Source organism: Dietzia sp. IBK-p2-15D (assembly GCF_057773105.1).
This window is the reverse complement of record NZ_JBYMTK010000006.1, coordinates 82,032-106,539: the sequence shown is the minus strand read 5'-3', so window position 1 is coordinate 106,539 and position 24,508 is coordinate 82,032. Positions and strand designations below refer to the sequence as shown.

23 protein-coding genes and 1 pseudogene are annotated in these 24,508 nt (G+C 70.9%); 6 read left to right on the top strand and 18 right to left on the bottom strand.

The window, feature by feature from the left end; genetic code table 11:
* Positions 1 to 45: 45 nt before the first annotated feature.
* Entirely contained in the window at positions 46 to 1,440 is a 1,395-nt protein-coding gene (locus AC3DEV_RS09890; RefSeq protein WP_268091901.1) for a glycine--tRNA ligase, read from the bottom strand.
* Between the two features lie 199 nt (positions 1,441 to 1,639).
* Here AC3DEV_RS09890 and AC3DEV_RS09885 point away from each other — a divergent pair, with 199 nt between their 5' ends.
* Together AC3DEV_RS09885 and AC3DEV_RS09880 are read left to right on the top strand one after the other, a co-directional pair.
* Positions 1,640 to 2,008 (top strand): ArsR/SmtB family transcription factor, encoded by a 369-nt coding sequence (locus AC3DEV_RS09885; RefSeq protein WP_067719606.1) that lies wholly within the window; start codon positions 1,640 to 1,642, stop codon positions 2,006 to 2,008.
* 4 nt (positions 2,009 to 2,012) lie between these two features.
* Positions 2,013 to 2,447, top strand: a complete 435-nt coding sequence (locus AC3DEV_RS09880; RefSeq protein ID WP_132061966.1) for a Fur family transcriptional regulator — start codon at positions 2,013 to 2,015, stop codon at positions 2,445 to 2,447.
* A gap of 15 nt (positions 2,448 to 2,462) precedes the next feature.
* Here AC3DEV_RS09880 and AC3DEV_RS09875 read toward each other — a convergent pair whose 3' ends face one another.
* From AC3DEV_RS09875 to AC3DEV_RS09810, 14 genes and pseudogenes are all read right to left on the bottom strand, one after another.
* Positions 2,463 to 3,227 carry an isoprenyl transferase gene (locus AC3DEV_RS09875; RefSeq protein WP_069388953.1) on the bottom strand — a complete coding sequence of 255 codons (765 nt, stop codon included), beginning with the start codon at positions 3,225 to 3,227 and terminating at the stop codon, positions 2,463 to 2,465.
* Positions 3,228 to 3,249: 22 nt separating this feature from the next.
* On the bottom strand, positions 3,250 to 4,047 hold the full coding sequence (gene recO / locus AC3DEV_RS09870) for a DNA repair protein RecO (protein ID WP_096905746.1): 798 nt from the start codon (positions 4,045 to 4,047) through the stop codon (positions 3,250 to 3,252).
* Positions 4,048 to 4,144: 97 nt separating this feature from the next.
* Positions 4,145 to 5,053, bottom strand: a complete 909-nt coding sequence (gene era / locus AC3DEV_RS09865; RefSeq protein WP_488371978.1) for a GTPase Era — start codon at positions 5,051 to 5,053, stop codon at positions 4,145 to 4,147.
* Positions 5,050 to 6,369, bottom strand: coding sequence for a hemolysin family protein (locus tag AC3DEV_RS09860; RefSeq protein WP_488371977.1), 1,320 nt, complete (start codon positions 6,367 to 6,369; stop codon positions 5,050 to 5,052). Before AC3DEV_RS09860 ends, era begins: the two co-directional genes overlap by 4 nt.
* 3 nt (positions 6,370 to 6,372) lie before the next feature.
* Positions 6,373 to 6,855 carry an rRNA maturation RNase YbeY gene (gene ybeY, locus AC3DEV_RS09855; protein WP_007626431.1) on the bottom strand — a complete coding sequence of 161 codons (483 nt, stop codon included), beginning with the start codon at positions 6,853 to 6,855 and terminating at the stop codon, positions 6,373 to 6,375.
* Positions 6,852 to 8,006: a PhoH family protein gene (locus AC3DEV_RS09850; RefSeq protein WP_488371976.1), complete on the bottom strand. Its 1,155-nt coding sequence runs from the start codon at positions 8,004 to 8,006 to the stop codon at positions 6,852 to 6,854. The genes ybeY and AC3DEV_RS09850 overlap by 4 nt, the downstream gene beginning before the upstream one ends.
* Entirely contained in the window at positions 8,003 to 8,788 is a 786-nt protein-coding gene (locus AC3DEV_RS09845) for a 16S rRNA (uracil(1498)-N(3))-methyltransferase (RefSeq protein ID WP_488371975.1), read from the bottom strand. The genes AC3DEV_RS09850 and AC3DEV_RS09845 overlap by 4 nt, the downstream gene beginning before the upstream one ends.
* A gap of 7 nt (positions 8,789 to 8,795) precedes the next feature.
* Positions 8,796 to 9,962: a molecular chaperone DnaJ gene (gene dnaJ, locus AC3DEV_RS09840; RefSeq protein ID WP_067719637.1), complete on the bottom strand. Its 1,167-nt coding sequence runs from the start codon at positions 9,960 to 9,962 to the stop codon at positions 8,796 to 8,798.
* Between the two features lie 53 nt (positions 9,963 to 10,015).
* Positions 10,016 to 11,056, bottom strand: a complete 1,041-nt coding sequence (gene hrcA, locus AC3DEV_RS09835) for a heat-inducible transcriptional repressor HrcA (RefSeq protein ID WP_488371974.1) — start codon at positions 11,054 to 11,056, stop codon at positions 10,016 to 10,018.
* Positions 11,057 to 11,113: 57 nt separating this feature from the next.
* Positions 11,114 to 12,301: a radical SAM family heme chaperone HemW gene (gene hemW, locus AC3DEV_RS09830; protein ID WP_488372056.1), complete on the bottom strand. Its 1,188-nt coding sequence runs from the start codon at positions 12,299 to 12,301 to the stop codon at positions 11,114 to 11,116.
* 794 nt (positions 12,302 to 13,095) lie between these two features.
* Positions 13,096 to 14,484: pseudogene (locus AC3DEV_RS09825) on the bottom strand (WS/DGAT/MGAT family O-acyltransferase); the annotation flags it as partial.
* A 170-nt stretch (positions 14,485 to 14,654) separates the two neighbouring features.
* On the bottom strand, positions 14,655 to 14,864 hold the full coding sequence (locus AC3DEV_RS09820) for a hypothetical protein (RefSeq protein WP_472985803.1): 210 nt from the start codon (positions 14,862 to 14,864) through the stop codon (positions 14,655 to 14,657).
* Between the two features lie 9 nt (positions 14,865 to 14,873).
* The gene (locus AC3DEV_RS09815; protein ID WP_488371973.1) at positions 14,874 to 16,982 is read right to left on the bottom strand and encodes a M3 family metallopeptidase; all 2,109 of its coding nucleotides are present in this window, start codon (positions 16,980 to 16,982) and stop codon (positions 14,874 to 14,876) included.
* Between the two features lie 59 nt (positions 16,983 to 17,041).
* Positions 17,042 to 17,863, bottom strand: coding sequence for a TSUP family transporter (locus AC3DEV_RS09810; protein WP_488371972.1), 822 nt, complete (start codon positions 17,861 to 17,863; stop codon positions 17,042 to 17,044).
* 26 nt (positions 17,864 to 17,889) lie between these two features.
* On the opposite strand from AC3DEV_RS09810, the gene AC3DEV_RS09805 reads away from it, so the two are divergent.
* Positions 17,890 to 18,402 carry a CGNR zinc finger domain-containing protein gene (locus AC3DEV_RS09805; protein ID WP_185951463.1) on the top strand — a complete coding sequence of 171 codons (513 nt, stop codon included), beginning with the start codon at positions 17,890 to 17,892 and terminating at the stop codon, positions 18,400 to 18,402.
* 43 nt (positions 18,403 to 18,445) lie between these two features.
* On the opposite strand, the gene lepA is transcribed toward AC3DEV_RS09805, so the two are convergent.
* Both lepA and AC3DEV_RS09795 read right to left on the bottom strand, forming a co-directional pair.
* A complete protein-coding gene (lepA, locus tag AC3DEV_RS09800; protein ID WP_488371971.1) occupies positions 18,446 to 20,305 on the bottom strand; it encodes a translation elongation factor 4 in 1,860 nt (619 codons plus the stop codon).
* Between the two features lie 57 nt (positions 20,306 to 20,362).
* Complete coding sequence (locus AC3DEV_RS09795; protein ID WP_488371970.1) at positions 20,363 to 21,088, bottom strand: hypothetical protein; 726 nt, start codon at positions 21,086 to 21,088, stop codon at positions 20,363 to 20,365.
* Positions 21,089 to 21,120: 32 nt separating this feature from the next.
* Here AC3DEV_RS09795 and AC3DEV_RS09790 point away from each other — a divergent pair, with 32 nt between their 5' ends.
* Together AC3DEV_RS09790 and rpsT are read left to right on the top strand one after the other, a co-directional pair.
* Positions 21,121 to 21,669 (top strand): type II toxin-antitoxin system PemK/MazF family toxin, encoded by a 549-nt coding sequence (locus tag AC3DEV_RS09790; RefSeq protein WP_488371969.1) that lies wholly within the window; start codon positions 21,121 to 21,123, stop codon positions 21,667 to 21,669.
* A 199-nt stretch (positions 21,670 to 21,868) separates the two neighbouring features.
* On the top strand, positions 21,869 to 22,129 hold the full coding sequence (rpsT, locus tag AC3DEV_RS09785; RefSeq protein ID WP_067719663.1) for a 30S ribosomal protein S20: 261 nt from the start codon (positions 21,869 to 21,871) through the stop codon (positions 22,127 to 22,129).
* A gap of 203 nt (positions 22,130 to 22,332) precedes the next feature.
* Here rpsT and holA read toward each other — a convergent pair whose 3' ends face one another.
* Complete coding sequence (holA, locus tag AC3DEV_RS09780) at positions 22,333 to 23,310, bottom strand: DNA polymerase III subunit delta (protein WP_488371968.1); 978 nt, start codon at positions 23,308 to 23,310, stop codon at positions 22,333 to 22,335.
* A 199-nt stretch (positions 23,311 to 23,509) separates the two neighbouring features.
* Here holA and AC3DEV_RS09775 point away from each other — a divergent pair, with 199 nt between their 5' ends.
* Positions 23,510 to 24,433 carry an SDR family oxidoreductase gene (locus tag AC3DEV_RS09775; protein WP_488371967.1) on the top strand — a complete coding sequence of 308 codons (924 nt, stop codon included), beginning with the start codon at positions 23,510 to 23,512 and terminating at the stop codon, positions 24,431 to 24,433.
* Positions 24,434 to 24,508 lie beyond the last annotated feature (75 nt).

The following is a 24,508-nucleotide window of genomic DNA, read 5'->3' as shown; positions in this document are numbered from 1 at the left end:
GACCGGGTTGTTCTACTCACCCGACCAGTGTGCCAGGGGAGTCCGTCAGCACCCGATCAGGCGCTGCGCGAGGTACCCCTCGACCTGGTCGATCGCCACGCGCTCCTGCGCCATGGTGTCGCGCTCACGGATGGTCACGGCCTGGTCCTCGAGGGTGTCGAAGTCGACCGTGATGCAGAACGGGGTGCCGATCTCGTCGTGGCGGCGGTAGCGGCGACCGATGGCCTGGGCGTCGTCGAAGTCGACGTTCCAGTTCTTGCGCAACTGGGCCGCCAGGTCACGGGCCTTGGGCGACAGGTCCGCGTTGCGCGACAGCGGCAGCACCGCGGCCTTGACCGGCGCGAGCCGGCGGTCGAGCTTGAGCACGGTCCGGGTGTCCACCCCGCCCTTGGCGTTGGGGGCCTCGTCCTCCGTGTAGGCGTCGACGAGGAACGCCATGAGCGAGCGGGTCAGGCCGAAGCTCGGCTCGATGACGTAGGGGATGTACTTCTCGCCCGAGGCCTGGTCGAAGTACTGCAGGTCCTCACCGGAGTGGGTCTGGTGCTGCGTGAGGTCGTAGTCCGTGCGGTTGGCGATACCCATGAGCTCGCCCCACTCGTTGCCGGAGAACCCGAACTTGTACTCGAAGTCGATCGTGCCCGCCGAGTAGTGGGCGCGCTCGTCCTCGGGGACGTCGAAGCGACGCAGGTTCTGCGGGTCGATCCCCAGGTCCACGAACCAGTCCCAGCAGTCCTCGACCCACGTCGTGAAGTACTCGTCCGCCTCGTCGGGCTTGACGAAGTACTCGATCTCCATCTGCTCGAACTCGCGGGTGCGGAAGATGAAGTTGCCGGGGGTGATCTCGTTGCGGAACGCCTTGCCGATCTGGCCGATACCGAACGGCGGCTTGCGACGCGCGGTGGTCATGACGTTCTTGTAGTTGATGAAAATGCCCTGCGCGGTCTCCGGACGCAGGTAGTGCAGGCCGGTCTCGTTGTCCACGGGGCCGAGGAAGGTCTTCATCAGGCCCGAGAACAGCTGGGGCTCGGTCCACTGGCCCTTGTTCCCACAGTTGGGGCAGGCGATCTCCGACATCGGGGCCTCGGACGGATGATCCAGCTTCTTCTTGGCGGCGTACGCCTCCTGGAGATGGTCCTGACGCAGCCGGGTGTGGCAGGACCTGCACTCGACCAGGGGGTCGGTGAACGTCTCGACGTGGCCGGAGGCCTGCCACACCTGGCGGGGCAGGATGATCGACGAGTCCAGGCCCACCACGTCGTCCCGGCCGGTGACGAAGGTGCGCCACCACTGCTTCTTGATGTTGTCCTTGAGCTCCACACCCAGGGGGCCGTAGTCCCACGCCGAGCGCGTACCGCCGTAGATCTCGCCACACTGGTACACCAGTCCTCGGCGCTTGCAGAGGTTGACGACGGTGTCGATGACGGAAGCTGAGGCTGCCACGTCGGGGGTTCTCCCTTGGTGAGTCGGTTGGCGGAGGCGTCGGATGGACCACCTCGGCGCGGGCCGGCGCCCGGGCACTTTCACCAGGGTATCCGGTCGGGCCCCCGGGTCTGGGATACTGGGGTCCCCTACCCGATACGACGCCGGCGGCGACCGAGCCCGGGAGCGAGCCCGGGAGCGAGCCCGGAAGGTGGAGACGATGCACAGCGGACCCCGATCGACCGGATCCGACCCGGTCACGGACGTCCACGACGCCGACCACCGGGCCTCCCCGGTCCCCCTGCCGCCCGAGCGGGTGGTGTCCGCGGCCGGGGAACTGCTCCGGGCCCTGTCCGCCCCGCTGCGTATCGCGATCGTGCTGCAGCTCCGGGACGGTCCCCGGTGCGTGCACGAGTTGGTCGACGCACTCGGCGTCACCCAGCCGCTGGTCAGTCAGCACCTGCGCATCCTCAAGTCCTCCGGCGTGGTCTCCTCCCACCGGCAGGGTCGGGAGATGCGCTACGAACTATTGGACGAGCATCTGCTCGACATCGTCGAGGCGGCCGTCGGGCACGCCGGAGAGCAGTAGATCCATGACGACACCGGACAAGCCGATCGGCGTGCGGTCGACCCGACAGCGCAGCGCGATCTCCGCTCTGCTCGACGAGTCCAAGGGCTTCCGTTCCGCCCAAGACCTGCACGCCGAACTCCGTGAGCGCGGGGACACGATCGGGCTGACCACCGTGTACCGGACCCTGCAGTCGATGGCCGACGCGGAGGCCGTCGACGTGCTGCGGACCGACTCCGGGGAGCTCATCTTCCGCAAGTGCTCCGACTCGCACCACCATCACCTCGTGTGCCGCGTGTGCGGGTTCACCGTGGAGGTCGAGGAGCCGGGGGTCGAGGTGTGGGCCCATCGCGCGGGCCGGGCACACGGGTTCACCGACGTCAGCCACACCATCGAGCTGTTCGGCCTGTGCGCGGAGTGCGCGGCGGGCCAGGCGGGCGGGGCTGGCCTGGCTGACTGACCGGGCGCCCGCGAGTCAGGGGCTGGTGACGCCGCCGAAGCGCCGGTCGCGCTCGGCGTACTCCAGGCACGCCGCCCACAGGTCGCGGCGGTCGAAGTCCGGGAACAGCGTGTCCTGGAAGACGAACTCGGCGTAGGCGGCCTGCCACAGCATGAAGTTGGACGTGCGCAGCTCTCCGGACGGCCGCAGGAACAGGTCCACGTCCGGCATGTCCGGCTCGTCGAGGAACTGGGAGAAGTTGTCCTCCGTGAGGTCATCGGGCGAGAGTTCGCCGGCGGCCACGCGGCGGGCGAAGTCGCGGGCGGCGTCGACGATCTCGGCGCGACCCCCGTAGTTCACGCACATGGCCAGGGTCATGACCGTGTTGTCGCGGGTGAGCTCCTCGGCCTCCTCGAGCTCCGAGATCACCGACCGCCACAGCCGGGGTCGCTGCCCCGCCCACCGGACCCGCACCCCCAGCGAGTGCATCTCGTCCCGGCGGCGGCGCAGGACGTCCCGGTTGAAGCCCATGAGGAATCGGACCTCCTCGGGACTGCGCTTCCAGTTCTCGGTCGAGAAGGCGTAGGCGGACAGGTACGGGATACCCATCTCGATGCAGCCCTGCACGACGTCCATGAGCACGGCCTCGCCGCGCTTGTGCCCCTCGGTGCGGGGCAGACCGCGCTCCTGCGCCCAGCGGCCGTTGCCGTCCATGACCAGCGCGACGTGGCGCGGCACGAACTCGGCCGGGATGGCCGGCGGACGGGCACCCGACGCGTGCGGGGTGGGTGGCCGGACCACGCTCGCCTGAGGGACGGGACGCTTACGAAATCTGGGTAGTCCGGGCACGGGACTCCTCTACTGGCTCGACGGGGCCGACCGTGCCGCGGTCGACCAGGGGCAGGCTGCGCAGGTCTCGTTCGAGATGCCACTGCAGGTGGGCGGCGGCGATGCCGGAGGCCTGCCGCACGACGGCGGGCGAGGACACCCCGACGGCGTCCCACTCCCCCGCCAGCAGCGCGGACAGGTGCTCGGCGACACCGGGTGAGAGCATCGCGCATCCCTGCGGGCGGCAGTGCACGCACACGGTCCCGCCGGACGCGACGTGGAAGGCCCGGTGCGGGCCCACCACGCCGCAGCGCACGCAGCAGTCCAGGACGGGCTCCCAGCCGGAGGCGGACATGGCACGCAGGAGGAACGCGTCGGCGACCAGTCCGGGCTCGCGGCGGTGCTCGGCCAGGGAGCGCAGGGCGTTCACGGCGAGGCCGAGCAGCCGCGGGGTGGGCGCCCCCTCCTCGCCCGCGAGGCGCTCGGCGGTCTCCAGGACCACGCACCCGGAGGTGTACGCCGGGTAGTCCGCCACCAGCGGACGAGCCAGGGACTCACGGCTGCTGGCCTGGCGGACGGTCCCGAGCCCACTGCGACCACGGCCCGGGGCGATCTGCACCTCCACCACCGCGAACGGCTCGAGGCTCGCGCCCATCCGGGACCGGGTGCGTCGCACGGCCCGGGCAACGGCGCGGACGAGCCCGTGCCGCTCGGTCAGCAGGGTGACGATCCGGTCGGCCTCACCGAGGTCGTAGGTGCGCACGACGAGGCCCGTGTCGGTGAAGGGATGCATCCGGGCCTCCTTCCGGGGCGATGTCCGGGCGGGCGCGCACGCGGGTGCGTGCGCGCTCAGGTGTCCAGTGTCCCACGGGCCACGAGCCGTGGAGAGGCTAGAAGCCCAGGCGTCCCAGCATCTTGGGGTCGCGCTGCCACTCCTTGAGGACCTTGACGTGCAGGTCGAGGTAGACCTTGGTGCCGAGCAACTTCTCGATGCCGGCCCGGGCGGTGGTGCCGACCTCGCGCATCCGCGAGCCGCCCTTGCCCAGGACGATCGACTTCTGGCTCTGTCGTTCCACGTACACGGTGGCGTGGACGTCCACCATGTCGTCGCGGCCCTCGTGCGGCAGGATCTCCTCGATCGACACGGCGATCGAGTGGGGCAACTCGTCGCGGACGCCCTCGAGGGCCGCCTCGCGGATGAGCTCGGCCATGCGGCTCTCGTCGGACTCCTCGGTGATGATGTCGTCGGGGTAGAACTGGGGCCCCTCGGGCAGCAGGGTCGCGATGACGTCGGCCACCACGTCGACCTGCTCGCCGGACGCGGCCGACACCGGGACGACCTCCGAGTCCGGTCCGAGGAACCTCGATACGGCCACGAGCTGCTCCATGACCTTCTTCTTGGAGACGGTGTCGATCTTGGTCACCAGCCCGAGCACCGGCGTGGTGGGGCACAGCTTGCGGACCTGCTCGAGGATCCAGCGGTCCCCGGGGCCGATGCGCTCCCCGGCGGGGATGCACAGGCCGATGAGGTCGACGTCGGAGTAGGTGTCCTCGACCAGCGCGTTGAGCCGCTCGCCGAGCAGCGTGCGGGGGCGGTGTAGTCCGGGGGTGTCGACCAGGATGATCTGGGCGTCCGGCCGGTGCACGATCCCGCGGATCGCGTGCCGGGTGGTCTGGGGCCGCGAGGAGGTGATGGCGATCTTCTCCCCCACGAGCGCGTTGGTCAGCGTGGACTTGCCCGTGTTGGGCCGGCCCACGAAGCTGACGAACCCGCTCCGGTAGCCCTCGGGGGTGCTCATCTGTTCTCCTCGTCGTGATCCTGGGTGTCGTGCTCGTTCGTCTCGACGGGCGCGGCCACGACGGTGACCACCTTGACCCGTCCGCGCCGGTCGTGGCCGCCCTCGGCGCGCAGGTCGAGCCCGGTGGACACGACGTGCGCGCCGGGCAGCGGGACGCGCCCGAGTTCCAGGGCGAGCAGCCCGCCCAGGGTCTCGACCTCCTCGGTCACCTCGTCGGCGAACTCGACGTCGAACAGCTCGGCCACCTCGTCCAGCCCGAGCCGGGCGGACAGGCGGTAGCGTCCGTCGCCGAGGTCCTCGACGGGCGGCACCTCGGTGGTGTCGTACTCGTCGACGATCTCCCCGACGATCTCCTCGAGGATGTCCTCGATGGAGACCAGCCCGGCGGTCCCGCCGTACTCGTCGACGAGGATCGCCAGGTGGTTGTGGTCCCGCTGCATCTCGCTCAGCAGGTCGTCGATCCGCTTGGCGTCCGGCACGAACACCGCGGGGCGCATCACGTCGGCCACCGGGGCGGCGCGCCCGTCCGGGTCGTCGAGCCGGGCGACGATGTCGCGCAGGTAGACGACGCCCACCACGTCGTCGGAGTTGTCCCCGTCGACCACCGGGATACGCGAGTACCCGGACTTCACGGTGAGCCGCGCGGCCTGGCCGACCGTCTTGTCCGACTCGATCCACACCATCTCGGTGCGCGGCGTCATCACCTCGCGCGCGGTGGTGTCCCCGAGTTCGAACACCGACTGGATCATGCGGGACTCGTCGTCGGCCACGACCCCGCGCTCGCGGGCCATGTCGACGATCTCGAGCAGCTCGATCTCGGAGGCGAAGGGACCGTTGCGGAAACCGCCGCCGGGGGTGACGGCGTTGCCCAGGCCGACGAGCAGGGTGGCGACGGGGCCCAGGACGAACCCGGTCACGGTCAGCGGGGTCGCGGCGCCCAGGGCGAGGGAGTAGGCGTGTTGTCGGCCGAGGGTGCGGGGTCCGACCCCGGCCACGATGTAGGCGGCGACGGTGGTCACCACGACGGCGACGGCCAGCGCCCAGCCCGTGGAGTCGATGAGATCGTTGAACACGACGGTGAACAACACCGCCGCGGCCACGAGGCTCAGCATGTGGAGCAGGACGGTGACGTTGATGTACCGCGGCCGGGTGGCGAGCATCTTCGACAACCGCGTCGCGCCGTGACGGTTCTCCTTGGCCATCTCCTCGACGCGGGCCACCGAGACCGTGCTCAGGGCGGCGTCGAGGGCGGCGAACAGTCCAGCGACGGGAATGAGCACCACGGCCGCGACAGCCGTGAGGATGGTGGTGTCCACGTCTCAGGCGTCCACTCTCGGGGACTCGTCGCGGTGGTCGTACCACTCGCCCAGCAGTTCGTTCTGGAGGCCGAACATCTCCCGCTCCTCGGCGGGCTCCGCGTGGTCGTACCCCAGCAGGTGCAGGCACCCGTGGACGGTGAGCAACGCGAGTTCGTGGGCGAGGGGGTGCCCGGAGCTGGCGGCCTGGTCGGCGGCGAACGCCGGGCACAGGACGATGTCGCCGAGCATGGCCGGTCCGGGTTCGGGCAGGTCGGGTCGGCCTCCGGGCGTGAGCTCATCCATGGGGAAGCTCATGACGTCGGTGGGGCCGGGCAGGTTCATCCACGTCACGTGGAGATCGGCCATCGTGTCCTTGTCGACGAGGGTGATCGACAGTTCGGCGGCCGGGTGGACGTCCATCCGGGCGATCACGAACGCGGCCACGTCGATGAGTTCTGCCTCGTCGACCTCCACGCCCGACTCGTTGGCGACCTCGATGCTCATCGGCGGCGCTGCTCCCTGTTCTTGTGGATGGTGGGTCGCTCGCCTCGTTCGAGACGCGCTTCGTGCTTGGCGTAGGCGTCGACGATCCGCCCGACCAGCGCGTGGCGGATGACGTCGCGGGAGGTGAGTTCGGAGAAGTGGATGTCGTCGACCCCGGTGAGGATGTCGCGGACGACCTTCAGGCCCGAGCGCTGCCCGCCGGGGAGGTCGATCTGCGTGACGTCCCCGGTCACGACGATCTTCGAGCCGAAGCCGAGCCTCGTGAGGAACATCTTCATCTGCTCGGGCGTGGTGTTCTGCGCCTCGTCGAGGATGATGAACGAGTCGTTGAGCGTCCGCCCGCGCATGTACGCCAGCGGCGCCACCTCGATCACCCCGGCCGCCATGAGCTTCGGGATGGCCTCGGGGTCCATCATGTCGTGCAGCGAGTCGTACAGCGGCCGCAGGTACGGGTCGATCTTCTCGTGCAGGGTGCCGGGCAGGTAGCCCAGGCGTTCACCGGCCTCGACCGCGGGCCGGGTGAGGATGATGCGGCTGACCTCCTTGGCGCGGAGCGCGGCGACGGCCTTGGCCATGGCGAGGTAGGTCTTGCCGGTGCCGGCCGGGCCCAGTCCGAACACGATCGTGTGGTCGTCGATGGCGTCGACATACCGCTTCTGGCCGAGGGTCTTGGGCCGGATCATGCCGCCGCGGCGGGACAGGACGTCGGTGCCGAGCACCTCCTCGGGCGTGAGCGGCCCCGAGTCGGCGAGGATCTCCACCGAGCGGCGCACCGAGGCGGGGGTGATCTCCACTCCCCTGCGGGCCTGCCGCAGCAGGTCGGACACGACGCGGGAGGCACGGTCCACGTGGGGCGGATCGCCCGAGATGGTCATGGTGCCACCCCGCACGTGCAGGTCCGCGTCGAGCAGGTCCTCGAGTGCGCGGAGGTTGGCGTCGGCGGTGCCGAGCACCGCCATCGCCAGGTCCGGGTCCAGCTGGACGGCCGTGCGGGCGGTGGAGTCGCCCGTGTCGCGTCGGACGCCACCGGTGTCGGTGGCCGTGGCGGGATCCCGGTCGTTTCCGGTGGCGCGGTCGTTTCCGGTGGCGCGGTCGTTTCCGGTGGCGCGGTCGTTTCCTGCGGTGCTTACGTGGATCACTTCCCGTGTCATGGTGAGGTTGGATCGAGTGTAGACCCCGCGGGCGACCATCTCGGTGTGAGAACGCCGAGTGCGGCCAGCGCCACGGTGGCGGCGGTGGAGGTGCGGAGCACCTCCGGGCCCAGGACGACGGGCCGGGCGCCTGCCGCGGTCAGCGCGTCGAGTTCGGCGTCGGAGACCCCGCCCTCGGGGCCGACGACGACGAGGACCCGTGTCGCCGGCGGGCCCGCGGTGACCGCGTCGGCGAAACCGGCGGCGCCGTCCTCGTGCAGGACGAGTGCGCAGGCGCCGGCGTCGACCTCGGAGGCGACCAGGGCGGCGAGGGCGGTCGAGTCGACGAGGTCGCCGATCTCGGGCTCCCACGCCCGCCGCGACTGCTTGGCCGCGGCGCGGGCGGCGTTGGTCCACTTGGTGCGGCCCTTGTCGACTTTGGGGCCGGTCCAGCGGCTCACGCAGCGGTCGGCCTGCCACGGCACGATCCGGTCGGCTCCGGCCTCGGTGGCCAGTTCGACCGCCAGCTCGGACCGCTCGGACTTGGGCAGGGCCTGCACGACGGTGACCTCCGGGGTGGGGCGTAGGACGTCGACCCGGGTGACGACCTCCGCCTCGACCCTGCCGGGGCTCGTCGTCATCACCACACAGTCCGCCACCACTCCCCGACCGTCACCGACCCGCACGGCCTCTCCCACCCGGACGCGGAGCGCGGATCCGGCGTGCCGGCCCTCCGGCCCGTCGAGCACCAGTGTCTCGCCGACACCGGGGACCGTCCCGGCCCGGAACAACGACGGGGTCACGGGCGCCTCAGTGCCCCGCGACGGCGTCGCGCAGGCGGGAGAACAGGCCACCGCGGCGGGCGGTGTCCTCGTTGACGACCTCGGCCGAGTCGCCGTCGAGGCGGCGCAGCTGCTCGACCAGGTCGCGGCGCTTGCGGTCCAACTTCTCCGGGACCACGACCTCCATGTGGACCGTGAGGTCGCCGGCGCCGCCGCCGCGCACGCGGGGCATCCCCCGGCCGGTCAGCGTGACGGTGTGACCGGGCTGGGTACCGGACGGGATGTCGATCGTCAGGGGCTCGCCCACGACGGTCTCGAGCTCGACCTCGCCGCCCAGCATGGCGTCGACGACGGGCACGCGGACGGTGCAGTGCAGGTCCTCGCCGTCGCGGACGAATACCGGGTGGTTGCGCTCGTTGACCTCGATGTACAGGTCGCCGGCGGGACCGCCACCGGGACCGACCTCACCCTGCCCGGACAGGCGGATGCGCATGCCGCCGCCGACGCCGGCGGGGATCTTGGCCGAGACGGTGCGGCGCTTGCGGACGCGGCCCTGGCCGGTGCACTCACCGCACGGGTCGGTGATGATCTCGCCGGTGCCCGCGCAGGTGGGGCACGGGCGGCTGGTCATGATGTTGCCGAGCAGCGACCGCTGGACGGACTGGATCTCGCCCTGGCCCTGACACATGCCACACGTGGCCGGCGGCGTGTCCGTGGCCGACCCCTTGCCGTGGCACTTCTCGCACAGCACGGCGGTGTCGACCTGGATCTCCTTGGTCACTCCGGTGGCGCACTCGTCCAGGCCCAGGGTCACGCGGATGAGAGCGTCCGAGCCGGGCTGCACGCGGCTGCGCGGACCGCGGCCGCCGCCGCCTCCCCCGCCGCCGCCGAAGAAGGCCTCGAACACGTCACCGAGGCCGCCGCTGCCGAAGCCACCACCGAAGCCGCCGCCGCCGCCGTAACCGGCGCCGGGCGAGGAGTCCAGCGGGTCGCCGCCCATGTCGACGACCCGGCGCTTCTCGGGGTCGGTGAGCACCTCGTAGATCGCGGTGATCTCACTGAACTTCTCACGCGCCTCGTCCGACGGGTTGACGTCGGGGTGGAGCTCCCGGGCGAGCTTGCGGTAGGCGCGCTTGATCTCGGATTCCGAGGCGCCCCTATCGACCCCGAGGGTCCCGTAGTAGTCGCGTGACACGTGTGGCCTTTCGTCGAGAGGAAGTTCTGGCTCCGGGAAGGAGCGTACGGACGTCAGCGCCCGGTGATGAGCTCGCCCACGTAGTGGGCAACAGCGGCGACCGAGGCGATTGTTCCCGGGTAGTCCATCCGTGTGGGCCCGAGCACCCCCATCCCACCGAATGTCTGGCCCTCCGCCCCGTACTGCGAGGACACCACGGAGGCGCCGCGGATCTCGGCGGCCTGGGTCTCCGCCCCGATCTGGACGGAGACACCCCCCGGCCCTCCCCGGCCCACCGAGTGGGCCGCGGTGAGCAGCCGCAGGATCACGACCTGCTCCTCGAGCGCCTCGAGGACCGAGCGCAGGGAGCCGTCGAAGTCGGCGGCGCTGCGGGTGAGGTTGGCCGTGCCGCCGAGGACGATCCGGTCGTCGGGGTGTTCGACGAGCGTGCCGACCAGGACCGCGACGCAGCGCTCGACCGCGTCGCGGATCTCGGGACGGGCCCGGTCGCCCGTGGCGGTCAGGGCCTCGGAGGCGTCAGGCAGGCGTTTGTCGGCGACGGCCTCGGACAGCAGGGTCCGCAGTTCCCCGAGGAGCTCGTCGGTCAACGGCGCGGCCAGCTCCACCGTCCGTTGATCGACGCGGCCGGTGTCGGTGATGAGGACCAGCAGCAGGCGGGTGGGGCTCAGGCTCACCACCTCGAGGTGGCGCACCGTGGAGCGACCGAGGACCGGGTACTGGACGACGGCGACCTGACGGGTGAGCTGGGACAGCAGCCGTGCGGCCCGCCGGAGGACGTCGTCCAGGTCGACGGCGCCCTCGAGGAAGGCCTGGATCGCCCGGCGTTCCGCGCGCGACAGCGGGGTGATCTCCTCGATGGAGTCGACGAAGTGCCGGTAGCCCTTCTCCGTGGGGACCCGACCGGAACTGGTGTGGGGTTGGACGATGAACCCCTCGGCCTCGAGCACAGCCATGTCGTTGCGGATGGTGGCGCTGGACACGCCCAGTGAGTGCCGGTCGACGAGGGCCTTGGACCCGACCGGTTCGTGGGAGGCGATGTAGTCGGAGACGATCGCGCGTAAGACGTCGGTCCTACGATCGGCCGTACTCGACATGCTCGCTCCTCCTTGTCCTCGTCGTGGCGATTCTATGCCACTTCCCGGGCCGACGGTTCAGACGAGGACGTCGCGCACGACCCCGTCGGCCAACAACCGGCCCGCCTCGGTGAGCGCGTAACCGGGGCCCGCGGGATCGCCCGCCGCCCGTCGCCGGAGCAGTCCGGCCGCCACCTGGGTGTCGGCGCGGGTCCGCTCGTCGGCGGTGAAGGCGCCGTCGCCGAGCCCCTCGGCCAGGCGGAGCCCGGTCATGATGCGCTCGATGTGGCGGTCGGTGTCGGTGAGGAGTTCCCCGCCGTCCACGGGCAGCCGGCCCGCGTCGCACTCGGCGGCGTAGCGGGCGGGATGCTTGACGTTCCACCACCGGGCCCCGGCGACGTGCGAGTGCGCGCCCGGCCCGATGCCCCACCAGTCACCGCCGCGCCAGTAGCCCATGTTGTGGCGGCAGTATCCCGAGGAATCGGTGGCGAAGTTGGAGACCTCGTACCAGTGGAACCCGGCGCGGGCCAGACGCTCGGCCACCTGCTCGTAACGGTCGGCCAGGACGTCGTCGACCGTGCCCGGCATCTCACCGCGGCGGATGCGGCGGGCCAGCGCGGTGCCGTCCTCCACGATCAGCGAGTAGGCGGAGACGTGGTCGACCCCGGCGTCGACGACCGCGTCGAGTGTCCGCGCCAGGTCGTCGTCCGTCTCGCCCGGGGTGCCGTAGATGACGTCGAGGTTGACGTGCTCGAACCCGGCCCGCAGGGCCTCGGCCACCGCCTCCTGCGGGCGTCCGGGGGTGTGGGTCCGGTCGAGGACGCGCAGGACGTGGGCGGCCGTCGACTGCATGCCCAGGGAGATGCGGGTGAACCCGCCCTCACGCAACCGGGCGAAGAACTCCGGCGAGGTGGACTCCGGGTTGCTCTCGGTGGTGACCTCCGCACCGGGTGCCAATCCGAAGGTCGAGTCGATACGCTCGAGCAGGCCCACGAGGACGTCCGCGCCGACCAGCGATGGGGTGCCGCCGCCGATGAAGACCGTGTCGACCTGCGGGGGCGTGCCCGTCGCGGCCAGGGCCTGTGCGGCCCGGTCGATCTCGACGGCCGCGGCCCGTTCCCAGTCGACCGGGGAGGTCGCCGAGCCGAGTTCGCCGGCGGTGTAGGTGTTGAAATCGCAGTATCCGCACCGGGTGGAGCAGAACGGCACGTGGAGGTAGATGCCGAAGGGCGCCCGCGGATCGCGGGGCGGGGGCGCGCTCGCCAGTGTGGCGGGGTCGTGGGGAGCGGCGGTCACACCTGACCGGTCTGGGTGTCCGATGAGGTCTCATCTCCAGTCGGGTCCGGGGCGGGCAGGGTCTCGATCGGCGGGGTCGGCGTCGCCGAGATCTCGTCGTCGCCAAGGACTGTAGCCGCGGGCGCGCTGTAGGTCGGTGCCTGGGCGGCATCGTCGGGGGTACCCGGTCCCGCGGGAGCCTCCGGCGCGGTTGTCCGACGATCGGGCCCGGCCGCGGTCTGCGTGGGCGCGGTCTGCGTGGTCGCGGCCGGTGTGGTCGCGGCCGGTGTGGAGGCTGCGGGCTTGGACCCGGTCGGCTTCGCCGCGCGCTTCTGCTGCGAACTCGTCGTGGCCGGGGCCTTTCTTGCCGAGGTCTTTTTTGCCGGAGCCTTCGTCGCCGGTGCCTTTTTCGCGGGCGCCTTCTTCGCGGGAGCCTTTTCCGCCGAGACCTTCTCCGCGGGCGCTTGCTTCGCGGCCGCCTTCTTGGCCGGAGCCTTCTTCGCGGCCGCCTTCTTGGCCGGAGCCTTCTTCGCCGGCGCCTTCTTCGCCGGCGCCGTCGTGGCACCCGCCTCTCCGGTGGCGGGCCGCGAGGCCGCGCCAGCGCCGGTCCCGGCCTGCGTGGCCTCCCGGGTCGAATCGCGCTCGCGTCCGGTCACCGCCGTGGCCTTGGACCCCGATTTCGCGGACTCCTTGGACGCCTGGCGGGCAGCACTGCGCTGCTCCTTGCGCTGCTGCGCCAACTCGCCCGCCGATTTGCGCGCGGCGGTGGGGGTGCCGCTCTTCTCCCGCTCCTCCGCCGCGACGACGAACTCTGCCAGTGCGTCCTCGACCGCGTTCGCCAGTGGCCAGGGATCCGGGACGAGGTCACGGCATCCGATGAACCCGAAGTGCAGGCTGCCGTCCAACGACATCACCGTGCAGTTGAGCCCCGCGCCGTGGAAGACCGGGCCCAGGGGCAGCATCTTCTCGATCTTGGCACCGAGGAAGTACAGCGGGAAGTTGGGGCCGGGCACGTTCGAGATGACGAGATTGTGCACCACGGGGTGGCGCTCGGAGAGCCGTAGCCGCGAGTACATCCGGACCGCGGAGCCGAATACCGACGGCGCCGCGAACTGCGCCCAGTCGGTGAGCAGGTTGGCGTCCAGTGCGTCGGTGTGGTCCTTGGCGACGGTGTTGGCGTCTCGGATCGCCTCCAGCCGACCGACCGGGTCGTCGATGTCGGTGGCCAGCGACATGAACATGCCCGACACTCGGTTCGTACCCGGGCGGGACTCCGCGGCGTGCACGGACATCGGCACCATGGCGATCAACGGTTTACGCGGCAGCGCGTCCTGGTCGTCGAGGTACTTGCGCAGGGCGGTCGAGCAGACGGCGAGCACCACGTCGTTGACGGTGGTTCCGAACGCGTTCTTGACCCGCTTGATGTCCGCCAGGTCCACGCTCGCGTAGGAGATCGACCGGTGCCCGGTGATCGTGCGGTTGAACGGGGTCCGCGGGGCGGTGAACGGCGCGGGCATCGCCAGACCCTTGCGGGCGCGGTTGATCCACGACGGGAGCACCCCGACCGTCCCCGGCAACAGGGAGGCGAGCCGCCATGGCGTGGCCAGGCGCGACAGGGCACCGCCGACGGCGAGCTCCAGGGCACCGGACCCACCGGCGGTCTCCTCGACCAGCTCCTCGTCGAGCTCCGGCTCGTCCGGTGTGAGGGTGCACAGCTGCGAGAGCATGTTGGCGCCGGTGACGCCGTCGACGGTCGAGTGGTGCATCTTGGCGAAGACCGCGACCCGGCCGTCCGGCAGTCCCTCGATGACGTACATCTGCCACAGCGGCATGGACCGGTCGATCGGCTGGCTGGCCAGATGCGCGCACAGCTCGGCGAGCTCGTGGTCCCCGCCGGGCTCCGGGATGCCGATGCGGTGGAGGTGGTGATCGATATCGAAGTCCTCGGCCTCGACCCACACCGGATGGTCCACGTTGAGAAGCGAGTCGTGCAGCTTGCGCCGGAACGGCGGCATCGCCGTGATCCGGCGATGCAGCTCGGTCCGTAGGGCGTCGTAGGAATACCCGCCCGCCATCTCGGACACGTCCAGGACGATCAACCCGCAGACGTGCAGGAGCTGGGACCTGGTCTCGAAGTAGAGGAAGCTGGCATCGAGCCCACTCAAGCGCTGCATGCCGAGGAGTGTACGTCCGGGGAGCACTCTGCGGAGGTCGTTGCCCTTCCGTGGTGAACGCGGAAAAAACAGCCCGGAAGAAGGGGGTTACAGCACCTCGACGAGGAGCCACGCGATCACGACGAGCGCGATCAGCAGGACCAGGGCGAGTGTCACACGCGACCGGGGCATCAACGGACCTCCTTCCGGGTCTCGACGGTCCTCGGGGCGACGAGCGCCCGGAACCGGTGGACGAGGACATCCGCGCCCTTCTCGACCGCCACCGCGACGAGGAAGAACAGCGGGAGCCCCATCACGAGCAGGATCATCACCTGCAACGGGAACGGCAGGGTGGCGAGCCAGAGCTCGACTCTGTCCCAGAACTGCAGGAACGCCGTCACGTCCCGATCCTACGACCGCCCGGCGGTGGCGACCCCGTGGCCTCCCACCACCGAGGAGTCGAGCCCGCGCCGACGCAGCAGCGCGGCGGTGCTCGGCTCCGACCCCCGCATGCGGCGGTAGGCGTCGAGGAAGTCGATGGCCCCGCCCCGGGACAGCACCTCGCGCCGCATCCGCTCGCCCGAGGACCGCTTCAGGCCCCCGCTCTCGACGAACCACTCGGTGGCGTCGGCGTCGAGCACCTCGGCCCAGAAGTAGGAGTAGTACGCGGCGGAGTACCCACCCGCGAAGATGTGCTGGAAGTACCGGGACCGGTAACGCGGCTCGATGCCGGGGACGTCGAGACCTGCCTCGGCGAGGACGCGGGCCTCGAACTCGTCGACGTCGGTGACGGCGTCGGCCTCCTCCGGCGACAGGGAGTGCCAGGCCAGGTCGAGCAGTGCCGCCCCGAGGTACTCCACGGTCGCCTGCCCCTCACCGAAGCGCTCGGCCTCCCGCATCCGCTCGACGAGGTCCTCGGCGATCGGTGCCCCCGTCTCCACGTGCCGGGCGTAGTGCGCGAGCATCTCCGGTCGACGCGCCCACATCTCGTTGACCTGGGAGGGGAACTCGACGAAGTCCCGGGGCACGGAGGTGCCGGAGAACACCGGGTACTCCACGTCCGACAGCAGCCCGTGCAGGGCGTGCCCGAACTCGTGGAACATCGTGGTGACCTCGTCCATCGTGAGCAGCGTGGGCTGCCCCGCCGCGGGACGGGCCAGGTTCATGACGTTGACGACGACGGGCCGCGAGTCCAGGAGCCGGGACTGGTCGCGGAACGAGCTCATCCACGCACCGCCGCGCTTGGTCGGGCGGGCGTAGTAGTCCAACAGCAGGAGACCCACGCCGGCGTCGGGCTCGGCCCGCTCGTCGTCGAACACCTCGATGACCCGGACGTCGGGGAGAAACCCGCGCAGGTCGTTCCGCTCGGAAAAGCGCAGCCCGTACAGCTCGGAGGCCGCGTGCATCACCCCGTCGCGCAGCACCCGCTCGAGCTCGAAGTAGGGACGGACGGTCGCGTCGTCGACCCGGAACCGCTCGGCCCGCAGCCGCTCGGACGCCCAGGCCCAGTCGGCCGGGTTCAGTTCACTGTCGTCGCCGCCGAGCAGGTCCTTGGCCTCGTTGCGGGCGTTGGTCACGGCCGCGTCGACCACGTCGAGCAGCAGCCCGCGAGCCGCCTCGGGCGATCCGGCGGTCTCCACCGCGAGGACGTGCTCCGCGTGGCATCCCAACCCGAGCAGTCGCGCCCGCTCGGCGCGTAGGCGGACGATCTCCAGCACGACCGGGGTGTTCTCGTGGCCCGGCGTCGCGCCCCGACCGAGTGAGGCCTCCATGACGCGGTGGCGCAGACCGGCGTCGTCCAGCAGGGCGCTGATCGGCTGCACGGTGGGAAGCCCGAGCGGGATCAGCCACCCCTCACGCCCCGACTCGGCGGCGACCGCGGCGAGCGTGGACCGCATGGAGTCCGACAGGCCCGCGAGTTCGGCCTCATCGGTGACCGGGACGGCCAGTTCCGTGGTCGAGGCCAGCAGGTTCTCGCCGAACTCGGTGGTCAACTCGGCCAGCCTGGTGTCGATGGCGGTGAGTCGGGCGCGGCCGGCGTCGTCGAGGGCGGCGCCCGCGCGCAGCAGGTCACGGTGGTGGCGGCGCACGAGCCGGTCCGTCTCGTCGTCGGCCTCCAACTCCCCCGCCTCCAGCGCGGAGAGCACCGCGTCGACCCGGCCGAACAGGACCGGGTTGGTCATCACCGCGGAATGGTGCGCGGCCAGCAGCGGCGAGACGACCCGGTCCACGTCGAGGCGGGCTTTGGTGGCGTCCGGGCCGAGCAGGCCGTAGAACACCGACAGCACCCGGTTCAGGGCCAGGCCCGAGCGCTCGAGGGCGACCACGGTGTTGTCCACCGTCGCCGACTCCGGGTTGGCGACGATCGCGGCGACCTCGGCCGCGTGGTCGTCGATCGCGGTCCGGATGGCCGGCTCCAGATCCTCCTCCCGGATGGCGGCGAAGTCCGGCAGGCCGTACGGCAACGGCGACTCGTCGAGCAGCGGATGACGGGAGGCCTCGGGGCTCGGAAGGGTCATGACCGGGAGTCTACGTCCGCCGGCGCTCGCGTCGGCGCCCGCCGCGGCGGGCCCCGGGGTCACAGCCACTGCGTGGCGGTCTCCCAGGCCAGTCTCACCGCCAGGATGCTGATGACCACGAGGAACACGGTGCGGATGAACTCGTTGCCGTGCCGCATCGCCATCCGCGCCCCGAGGAAACCCCCGGCCAGGTTGGCCACCGCCATGCACCCGCCGATGATCCACAGCAGTTCACCGTGGAGGCCGAACACCAGGATCGACGCGATGTTCGTGGTGAGATTGGCGAGCTTGGCCGCCACGGTGCCCTGGAGGAACCCGAACCCCAGGAACGCGACGATCGCGATGACGAAGAACGACCCCGTCCCCGGGCCGAGCACCCCGTCGTAGAAGCCGATCACCCCACCGATGAGCGCCGGGCGCCACGTCCTCGACCAGCCGGTGTGCCGTTCCTCGTGGACCCGCCCCATGGTCGGCTTGAAGTAGGTGTAGGCGCCCACCGCCACGACGGCCACCAGGACGATCGGCGTGAGGAGCTCCTTGGGGATGAACCGGGCCACCGAGGACCCGGCCGCGGACCCCGCGAAGGCCGCCACCACCAGTGGGAGCACCATTGCCACCGGCACACGGATCTTCCGGAGATAGGTCAGGGTCGCGACCAGGGTGCCGGCGACCGAAGACAATTTGTTGGTGCCGAGGATCTCCGGCGTCGAGGCCTCCGCCGGCAGCGCGATCACCAGCGCCGGCAACTGGATGAGCCCTCCCCCGCCGACCACCGAGTCCACCCACCCGGCGACGAACGCCGCCAGGACCAGCGCGGCGAGCACCCAGACGGACACACCGACTGCGGGGGACGCGGCGACGGCCGCGAATGACGAAGGCATGGCGATCACTGTGCTGTAATCGGTTTGTGTATATCAACCCTTACGGGGCCGATCCGGTCACCCTGGCCGCCGACCTGGCCAATCGCCGCCCCCGCACCACCCGCGAACTGGTGGACCGCTGTCGCGAGGCGGGGGTGACCATCGATCGGAGCGCCTCGGACGCGGACCTGGACGAGGTCGACACCTTCCTGGACGCGTGGCTCGTCGTCGTCGACACCACTGCGCCGCACGGGCGCGCCGACGCCCTCAACGCCCTCCTGGCCGAGCACTCGGCACCGCCGCGCCTGACCGACCACGACGGCCACTGGCACGTGCACTACCGCGCCGACGACGTCTCCTTCGCGCGCCTGCTCACCGCCATGTTCGCGGTGGGCACCGCACTGCACCTGACCTCGCGGGGCATCGACCGGCTCGCGCGGTGCGCCGCCGACGACTGCGACGCCGTCTTCGCCGACACCACCCGCAACGGACGCAAGACCTACTGCTCGACGCGGTGCACCAACCGGTGCGCCGTCCGCCGACACCGCGCGCGGGCGTGAGGCCCCGCCGTCCGGGCGGATCGCACCCGCGTTGCGGCCGGGCCTACTTCTTGTCCGCGCTCGAATCCGCCGACAGCGCCGCGACGAAGGCCTCCTGCGGCACGTCCACCCGCCCGATGGACTTCATCCGCTTCTTGCCCTCCTTCTGCTTCTCCAGCAGCTTGCGCTTACGGCTGATATCGCCGCCGTAGCACTTGGAGAGCACGTCCTTGCGGATCGCGCGGATGTTCTCGCGGGAGATGATCTTCGCGCCGATCGCCGCCTGGATCGGCACCTCGTACTGCTGACGCGGGATGAGCTCCTTGAGCTTGCCCGTCATCTTGTTGCCGTAGGCCTGGGCGTAGTCGCGGTGCACGATCGCGCTGAACGCGTCCACGGCCTCACCCTGCAGCAGGATGTCGACCTTGACCAGATCGGAGACCTGCTCGCCGGCCTCCTCGTAGTCCATCGACGCGTAGCCCTTGGTGCGGGACTTGAGCGAGTCGAAGAAGTCGAAGATGATCTCGCCCATCGGCATGACGTACCGGAGCTCGACGCGGGTCTCGGACAGGTAGTCCATGCCCTTCATCTCGCCGCGCTTGGACTGGCACAGCTCCATGACGGTGCCCACGTACTCGCTGGGCACGATGATCGTGCACTTGACGATCGGCTCGTAGATCTCGCGGTGCTTGCCCTCGGGCCAGTACGACGGGTTGGTGACCTGGTGCTCGCTGCCGTCCTCCGCGACCACCCGGTACACCACGTTCGGGGCGGTGGAGATGAGGTCCAGGTTGAACTCGCGCTCCAGCCGGTCCCGGGTGATCTCCATGTGCAACAGTCCGAGGAAGCCGCAGCGGAAGCCGAACCCGAGCGCGACCGAGGTCTCCGGCTCGTAGTCCAGCGAGGCGTCGTTGAGCTGCAGCTTGTCCAGGGCGTCGCGCAGGACCGGGTAGTCCGACCCGTCGATCGGGTACAGCCCGGAGAAGACCATCGGGTTGGGCTCGGCGTACCCCGCGAGCGGCTCCTCCGCCCCGCCGCGGGCGGTGGTGATGGTGTCGCCGACCTTGGACTGGCGGACGTCCTTGACGCCGGTGATGAGATAACCGACCTCGCCGGGCCCGAGCCCCTTCATCGCTTTGGGCTCCGGCGAGATGATGCCGACCTCGAGCGCCTCGTGGGTGCTGCCCGTGGACATCATCCTGACCTTCTCGCGCGGGTTGAGCGAGCCGTCGAACACCCGGACGTAGGTGACCACACCGCGGTAGGTGTCGTACACCGAGTCGAAGATCATCGCGCGGGCCGGGGCGTCCGGATCGCCCACGGGCGCCGGGATCCGCTCGCACACCCTGTCCAGCAGCGCCTCGACGCCCATGCCCGTCTTGCCGGAGACCCGCAGCACGTCGTCCGGCTCGCACCCGACGATGTGGGAGATCTCCTCCGCGAACCGGTCCGGATCCGCGGCCGGCAGGTCGATCTTGTTGAGCACCGGGATGATCTCGAGGTCGTTCTCCATGGCCAGGTAGAGGTTGGCCAGCGTCTGGGCCTCGATGCCCTGCGCGGCGTCGACCAGCAGGATCGCACCCTCGCACGCCTCGAGCGCGCGGGAGACCTCGTAGGTGAAGTCCACGTGGCCCGGGGTGTCGATCATGTGCAGGACGATCTCCTCGCCCTGGTGGGGGCCGGAACGCGGCACCCACGGCAGGCGGACGTTCTGCGCCTTGATGGTGATGCCGCGCTCGCGCTCGATGTCCATCCGGTCGAGGTACTGGGCGCGCATGAGCCGCTCCTCGACCACGCCGGTGAGTTGCAGCATGCGGTCGGCGAGCGTCGACTTGCCGTGGTCGATGTGGGCGATGATGCAGAAGTTCCTGATCCTGGCGGGATCGGTGAACGTCGTCTCTGCGAAGTTGGGAATCTCGATCACTCCTCGGGCGGGCCCGGGCGTGGCTGGGTGCGGTCCGACCGGGCGATCACCCCATTGTCACACGCCCACGCCGGGAACTCCCATCACGTACCGCCCTGTGGGGACGGCGTCCACCGTGCCGTCGTCGAGGAACCGTCCGGTCGAGGCGGTCATGGCCTCGATGTTGGCCGCCATGCGCGCGTCGTCACCGCCGGCGTCGAAGAACACCCCGAGGTCCGTCGCGGCCTCGATGGGGAAGACCTCCTCCACGATCCCGTCGATCACCGGTGCGTCGGCGGTCAACGCGCGGACCACCACGTGCTGGGTGTAGGCGGTGGTGGACTGGGTGTCGATCGCGACCTGCGTGTGCTCCTCGAGCCAGGTGCGCAGCCACTCCTCCCGGCCGATGCGCTCCGGCCGCCGCAGGAACGCCAGGTTGGCCATCCCCTCGCACCGGCCGTCCGGCCCCGGTCCGGCCGCGGGCAGCGGCTCGGAGGCGGTGACCGACCAGGCCGACACCGGCCCCAGCTCGCGCAGTGCCTCCATCAGGTCGGCGCACGCGGAAGCCGAGGCGACCGGCACGCGGGCGCGCAGCGCCGCCAGCACCGGCCGCGGCGTGACCCGGACGTCGATCATCGCGCCCGAGACCGCCTCGTCGCGCACGTTGAGCAGGTACTCCTCCACCCCGAGGGCGGCCAGCGGCCCCTCGACGGCGTCCGCGATCCGTGCCCGCAGGCCCGCGGCGTCCGCAGGATCCACCGAGGCGTCGTCGTCTGCCCACACCACTGCCAACAGCATGTCCATGTCGAGATCATAGGGCGGTTACGCTGACGCCCATGGCTATCGACTGGGCCCGGGTGGGTCGAACGGCGGTCCGCGTGGGCCGCAGGTACGGACCGACCGTCGCGCGCGAGGTACGCAGGCGGCTGGACGACCGTGGGGTCTCCCCCGCCCTGTCCTCGGAGGTCGGTGGCGGGGGACGGCCCGCCACCACCGGCACCGCCCCCACCTCGAGCCGGGCCCGCCGGATCGCCTACGCCCCCGACCTCGACGGCCACGCCGACCCCGGCGAGATCGTGTGGACCTGGGTCGAGTTCGAGGAGAACGACGGCCGCGGCAAGGACCGCCCGGTCCTGGTGGTGGGGCGCGACGGGGACCGCCTGCTCGGCCTCCAGCTCTCGTCCCAGGACTCCAGGGACGACGACGAGGGGTGGCTCGGGCTCGGATCGGGCCCCTGGGACCCCGAGGGCCGACCGAGCTGGGTGCGCCTCGACCGGGTGCTGGACGTTCCCGAACAGGGCATCCGCCGCGAGGGCGCGATCTGCCCGCGGCCGAAGTTCGAGGCGGTCGCCGATCGGCTCCGCGCGGACTACGGCTGGCGCTGAGCACGAGCGGCCCTCCGGGCCCGGGGATCAACGGAGGCGTCGCCGCACGTTTTGGCCGGTGACACCCCCGCTGGTAAAGTGGGTCGTCGGTGTCCACCGGACCACGTTGTGCACGTGTCCGCGCGGACGAGACGACAAGACATCCGATCGGCGGGATCCCCTCGTGGAGCCGTCGACACACGACAAAAAGGTGTGACGAGTGGCCAACATCAAGTCCCAGATCAAGCGGAACCTCACCAACGAGCGCAACCGCCTCCGTAACCAGTCGACCAAGTCGGGCCTGCGTACCGCCATCCGCAGCCTGCGTGAGGCCACCGCGGCCGGTGACAAGGAGAAGGCCGGCGCCCTGCTCGTCGCCACCTCCCGTCAGCTCGACAAGGCCGCCAGCAAGGGTGTCATCCACCCGAACCAGGCCGCCAACAAGAAGTCGGCGCTCACCAAGGCTGTCAACAGCCTCTGAGCACCCCGGTCCCTCCCCTGACCGGGAGGCACCCAGCCCCACGTCTGCTCGCCTGACGTGACGAGGCTCCGAGGGCCCACCCCGCACCACGTGCGTGAGGTGGGCCCTCGTCGTATGTATGGCCGTCGTGTGCCTGGCCGCCATGTGTCTGGCCGTCGATTCCCCGATTCGGGCCCGCCCGCGTCCCTGCCGCGCGGGTCCGGTCAGCCGGCGGACGCGAGCGTTCCGACCGCGCGGACGGCGCGCTCGAGCGCGTAGGACGTGTCCTCCGCCCCGCCCTTGACCTCGCCGTTGAGGGTGGCGACGACCTGCAGCGCGCTGCCCAGGGTCTCGATGGACCAGTACCGGGTCTGCGCGGTGACCTTCTTGACCTTCCACGGCGGCAGGCCCTGCCGGGCCAGGTCGGCCGGCGGCACGCCCCGCTGGGTACCGACCAGGGCGATGGAGTTCACCGCGTCGGCCAGGGCATCCGCGAGCACGACGTGCGGGACGCCGGTGTGCATGGCCCACTCCAGTGCCTCGATCGCGCCGGCCACGTCCCCCGTGACAGCGCGTTCGGCCACGGTGAACCCGCTGACCCCCACGACCCCCGAGTGGTAGCGCCGCACCGCCTCCACGTCGACCTTGCCGCCGGTGTCGGCCACGAGCTGACCGCACGCCGACGCCAACTGCCGCAGGTCCGTGCCCACCGCCTCCACCAGGGCCTCGCAGGCCTCGGGCGCGACCCTCACGTCGAGTGTCCGGAACTCGGACCGGACGAAGCCGACCACGTCCATGTGCCGGGTGAGCTTGCCGGCCGCATGTTCCTCGGCCCCCGCCTTGCGCAGGTCCGCCACCAGGGCGTTGGCGCGGCCGCCACCGGTGTGCTGGACGACCAGAACCGTCTCGGGGGGTAGATCACGGGCCGCGCCGAGCACCGCGGACTGGGCGTCCTTGCCCAGCTCCGCCGCGCCGGTGATCACCACGATGCGGGCCTCGCCGAACAAGGACGGCGAGAGCAGTTCGAACAACTGCGGGGCGGTGACCTCAGGCCCACCGAGCCTCGAGACCACCGGCGGGTCCTGCCCGGCCGGGGTCGCCGCACGCACCGTCGAGACGACGCCCGTGGTGGCGCGTTCGGTGAGGAACTCGTCCTCGCCCAACACCAGGTGCAACACAGCCGGCGCGGACCCCGATGCCATCTGCGCTCCTCGTCGTCGTCTTCTTCGTCGTCTATCCCAGTCATCGTGCCACGCCGCGCCGACAGGCCCGCACCACCACCGCGCCCGACCGGTCGACCCCGCCCGCTCCCCCACGTATTTTCGGGGCGAGCCAGTCCGACCGAGCGACGCCGACGCGAAGCGCCACCATGCGCGGTGTCCGAGCATCGAAGGGAACGACATGAGCGAGAACCACGACGCCGACACCGAGACGAGCGACCAGCTGACGTTCCAGAACCCGGCGACCCGCTACCCCTCCATCGAACCGCCGGTCCAGCACCAGGACGAGCCGGGACTCGACGCGCGGCTCGAACCCAAGGCGGACCTCGGCGAGCACTCCTACCGCGGCACCGGCCGGCTCACCGGCCGCAGGGCGCTCATCACCGGCGGCGACTCGGGCATCGGGGCCGCGGTGGCGATCGCCTTCGCCCGCGAGGGCGCCGACGTGGCCATCCACCACCTGCCCGACGAGGAACCCGACGCCCGTGCCGTCGCCGAGATCATCGAACGCGAGGGCCGCACCGCCGCGCTCATCCCCGGCGACCTCACCGACCGCGCGTTCTGCGAGAGCCTCGCCGACACCGCCGTCGAGCGGCTCGGAGGCCTCGACATCCTCGTCAACAACGCGGGCAAGCAGGTGGTCGCACCCGCGCTCGAGGACCTGCCCGACGAGCAGCTCACCGACACCTTCGAGGTCAACATCGTGGGGATGTTCCGGGTGACCAGGGCCGCGTTGCGCCACCTGGAGCCCGGGTCCACGATCATCAACACGACCTCCGTGGTCGCCTACATGGCGCCGCCGAACCTGCTGGACTACGCGTCCACCAAGGCCGCGATCAACAACTTCACCAAGGGGCTGGCCCAGCAGCTCGCCCCCAAGGGCATCCGGGTGAACGCCGTGGCGCCCGGCCCCATCTGGACGCCTCTACAGGTGTCGGACGGGCAACCCAAGGACGAGCTGCCCGAGTTCGGGCACTCCACCCCGCTCGGCCGTGCCGGGCAGCCCACCGAGTTGGCACCCGCCTACGTGTTCCTGGCCTCGCCCGAGTCGAGCTACGTGATCGGCGAGACGCTCGCGGTGACCGGCGGCATGCCCACGCCCTAGCCGTCGGGGGATACTGGTGGCGTGAGTCCGCTGCTCGAGGTCGTGCGCCGTCGGCCCCGGGACGGTGGGCCCGGT